Origin of the sequence: Streptomyces sp. LS1784, assembly GCF_020103755.1 — a bacterium.
Lineage (GTDB): Bacteria > Actinomycetota > Actinomycetes > Streptomycetales > Streptomycetaceae > Kitasatospora.
Genome location: NZ_JAHSQD010000674.1, coordinates 1 through 3,971, shown reverse-complemented (window position 1 = coordinate 3,971; position 3,971 = coordinate 1). Strand labels below are relative to the sequence as shown.

Genomic DNA, 3,971 nt, shown 5'->3' with positions numbered 1-3,971 from the left:
CCGCCCAGGCCGCCTCCGACCGGCAGGCGGCGCCCCCGGCCGCCGACCGCAGCCAGACCCGCGCGGACGGCTCGGTCGCCGCGATACCCGGCCTCGGCGCCGCCTTCACCGCGAAGATCCCCGCCGGGACCACCCAGGTCGTGGTCGCCTCCGGCCAGGACAAGAACACCGACAAGAACACCGTCACCCTCTGGACCCGCACCCCCGAGGGCCGCTGGCTGGCCGGCGAGACCTGGCAGGGCCACAACGGCAAGAACGGCTGGACCACGGACCACAACGAGGGCGACCTGCGCAGCCCGATCGGCGTGTTCAGCCTCACCGACGCGGGCGGCCGCAAGGCGGACCCGGGCAGCAAGCTCCCGTACGACAAGGACCCGAGCTTCGTGGTCTCCGGCACGGGCTTCTTCGGGGACCAGCTGGCCGGCTCCTTCGACTACGTGGTCGCGATCGACTACAACCGCGTCCCCGGCAACTCCCCGCTCGACCCGCGCCGCCCGATGGGCTCCAAGAAGGGCGGCGGCATCTGGCTCCACGTGGACCACGACGGCCCGACCCACGGCTGCGTGTCGATCCCCGAGGACAAGATGGCCCAGTTGATCCGCACCCTGGACCCGGCGGCCCATCCGGTCATCGTGATGGGCGACGCCGCCGCACTGGCCGCCTGACCTCGACGTACGCGCAGCCCAGACGCCGCAACGCCCCTTGTTGATCTCCTACAGAACGAGGGGGCGGATCCTGTCACCGGTCATACCATGCTGACCAGCGGGTAACCCGGTTCCATGGCAGTATGAGCGGTTCGCGCATTGTGGCACTCGGCCACTACCAGCCCCCCAAGGTCCTCACCAACGACGACCTGGCGGCGCTCGTCGACACCGACGACGAGTGGATCCGCACCCGTGTGGGCATCCGCAGCCGGCACATCGCCGAGGACGAGAGCCTGGTCGACCTCGCCACCGAGGCCGCGCAGAAGGCGCTCGCCAACGGCGGCCGGACGCCGGCGGAGATCGACCTCGTCGTGGTCGCCACCTGCACCGCGATCGAGCGCAGCCCCAACACCGCCGCCGCCGTGGCCGCCCGGCTGGGCATCCGTTCGCCCGCCGCGTACGACATCAACACGGTCTGCTCCGGCTTCTCGTACGCCCTGGCCACCGCCGACCACGCGATCCGGGCCGGCTCGGCCCGCCGCGCCCTGGTGATCGGCGCCGAGCGGATGTCCGACACGCTCGACTGGACCGACCGCTCCACCTGCGTGATCTTCGGCGACGGCGCGGGCGCCGCGCTGGTCGAGGCCCAGGAGGACGGCGGCGAGGCGGGCATCGGGCCGGTGGTCTGGGGCTCCGTGCCGGAGAAGGGCGACGCCGTGGTGATCACCGGCTGGGACCCGGTGATCAGCCAGCAGGGTCAGTCGGTCTTCCGCTGGGCCACCACCCAGCTCGCCCCGTTGGCCCGCGAGGCCTGCGAGCGGGCCGGGATCGACCCGGCCGAGCTGAAGGGCTTCGTCCCGCACCAGGCCAACCTGCGGATCATCGACGCGATCGCCAACAAGCTGGGCCTCACTGACGCGGTGGTGGCCCGGGACGTGGTCGACTCCGGCAACACCTCGGCCGCCTCCATCCCGCTGGCCTTCTCCAAGCTGGTCGAGCGCGGCGAGCTCTCGCCCGGCGACCCGGTCCTGCTCTTCGGCTTCGGCGGCGGCCTGGCCTACGCCGGCCAGGTCGTGCGCTGCCCCTGACCCGACGGCGTCGCCGGCCGCCCGAACGGCGCCGCGACGCCCCCTGAAGGCGCCACGAGGCCGTCGGAACGCACACATGCCGGTGGGCGGGCACCCTTTCACGGGTACCCGCCCACCGGCATGTCTGGCGCGCGTGCGGTACGTCGGCGGACCTCCCCCGAGGACACGGCCGCCGTCCCTCGTACCCCGGACAGGAGGCCGGGGCTGCGCGCGGAGCGGATGGTGGGTCGGAGGATGGTCCTACTTGGGCGCCTTCTTGCCGGTGACGCCCAGGTACACCAGGGGAGCGAGGTTGGGTTTGAGGTCCTTGACCTTGACGCCCCAGGAGGTGAAGGCCTTCTGGTGCTCGGCCGCCGAAGCCAGCAGCGAGACCAGGGCCCCGGCCACGGCGTTCGGGTCGAGCGACTTGTCGGCCTGACCCTTCGCCTGGAGTTCCTTGACGGCCTCGGCGAGTGGCTTGGCGACCGCGTTGAGGACCGTCATGCGGATCTTGAAGAACCGCTTGTCCCCTTCGGCGGCACCGAGCGTGACCACTCGGAGAATGGCGTCGTTCTTGCGCCAGAAGGCGAGGAATCCGTCGACCAGTTCTTCAGAAGTGGTCGGTCCGGACTTCCCTGCCCAGGACTTTCCGGCCACCAGCTCTTTGAGCTGGTCGGCGTCCTTGGCCATTTCCTCGGCGATTTCGAGGACAGCGCCCTCGACATCCGGGAAGTACTGGTAGAAGGTCGCGGGGGAGGTACCCGCCATACGGGCGACGTCGATGACCTTGACGTCCCGATAGGGCGACGTGCTGAGCATCTCGCGGAGGCAGTCGAGCAGCTTCTGCCGCGTCTCCTGTCCGCGTCGCCCGGCGACGCGACCGTCGACGGTGCGAACTTGTCCTGTCATGCCGTCAGCTTACCGTGGCACGATCTTGGCGCGATTCGGTGATGCGACTATTACTCCGCACGGGGGTTGGTATAGCGGCATGAACCACTTCGGACGGATATTCACCGGGCTTCGAAGCCCCTGTTGAAGCCCCCCCGTGTGCTTTTGATCTCACAGCGTGACGGCGAGTCCGCTGAGGGGTGGTCGGGTGACAGAGCGTGACGGTGGCGGGAAGATGTGGCACCGTCCGGAAGTGGACGGTCCGGGGCCGCGCGCGCAAGCCGCCCCCGGAGCGGGCGTCAGGATCCGGCCGTTCCGTCCTCGCTGGTCAGGGGCCCGTCCGGTGCGTCGTCCGGGCCCGGACGACGGGTTCCGGCGGGTGGGGGAGGTTGGATATGCGCGGGGCGGCATTGGAGAATCGGGTCCGGCACCACGCGGCGGGTGCGGACAACGGGGAGGTGGCAGCGGAGTGGACCAGCTGACGGCGCACGATCCGAGGCGGATCGGGCCCTTCGAGGTGCTGGGGCGGCTCGGCGCGGGTGGGATGGGGCTGGTCTACCTGGCGCGTTCCGCGTCGGGGCGGCGGGTGGCCATCAAGACCGTGCGGGGGGAGCTGGCCGAGGACGAGCTGTTCCGGGTCCGTTTCGCCCGGGAGATCGCGGCGGCCAAGACGGTCGGCGGCTTCTACACCGCTGCCGTGGTGGACGCGGACGCGGACGCCCGGGTGCCCTGGCTGGCCACCGCGTACATCCCGTCGCCCTCGCTGGAGGACCTGGTCGAGGAGTGCGGCCCGCTGCCGGTGGAGGCCACCCGCTGGCTGGTCGCGGGCATCGCCGAGGCCCTGCAGTCGATCCACGGCGCCGGGCTGATCCACCGCGACCTCAAGCCCTCCAACGTCCTGGTGGTCGAGGACGGCCCGAAGGTGATCGACTTCGGCATCGCGTCCGGGGTGTCCAGCACCCGGCTCACCATGACCAACGTCGCGGTCGGCACCCCCGCCTACATGTCCCCCGAGCAGGCCCGGGACAGCCGTACCGTCCGGGGCGCCAGCGACGTGTTCTCGCTCGGCTCGCTGATGGTCTTCTGCGCCACCGGGCACCCGCCCTACCGGGGCACCAACCCGGTCGAGACGGTGTTCCAGCTGCTGCGCGAGGAGCCGGACCTCACCGGCATGCCGCCCGAGCTGATGGACCTGGTCCGCGCCTGCATGCAGCAGGCCCCCGAGCGCCGGCCCACCCCGGCGCAGATCCAGGCCGAGCTGGCCCCGCACCTCTTCTCCCGGGACGACGCCTCCGGCGAGGCCGGGGACTGGCTGCCGGCCAACGCGCTGGAGCTGATCGAGCGCAAGCGCGGCCGCCGGCCGGCCGCCCTG

The 3,971-nt window shown here is 71.4% G+C and carries 4 protein-coding genes; 3 read left to right on the top strand and 1 reads right to left on the bottom strand.

Going from position 1 to position 3,971, the window contains the following annotated elements; translation table 11 throughout:
- Positions 1 to 665 (top strand): L,D-transpeptidase family protein (locus KS423_RS40280; protein ID WP_224284692.1); only part of this gene is annotated, 665 nt, incomplete at its 5' end.
- Positions 666 to 787: 122 nt separating this feature from the next.
- A complete protein-coding gene (locus tag KS423_RS40275; RefSeq protein WP_224284691.1) occupies positions 788 to 1,732 on the top strand; it encodes a beta-ketoacyl-ACP synthase III in 945 nt (314 codons plus the stop codon).
- A 240-nt stretch (positions 1,733 to 1,972) separates the two neighbouring features.
- On the opposite strand, the gene KS423_RS40270 is transcribed toward KS423_RS40275, so the two are convergent.
- Positions 1,973 to 2,620, bottom strand: a complete 648-nt coding sequence (locus KS423_RS40270) for a TetR family transcriptional regulator (RefSeq protein WP_224284690.1) — start codon at positions 2,618 to 2,620, stop codon at positions 1,973 to 1,975.
- Positions 2,621 to 3,068: 448 nt separating this feature from the next.
- Here KS423_RS40270 and KS423_RS40265 point away from each other — a divergent pair.
- A partial coding sequence (locus KS423_RS40265; protein ID WP_224284689.1) for a serine/threonine-protein kinase occupies positions 3,069 to 3,971 on the top strand: 903 nt, incomplete at its 3' end.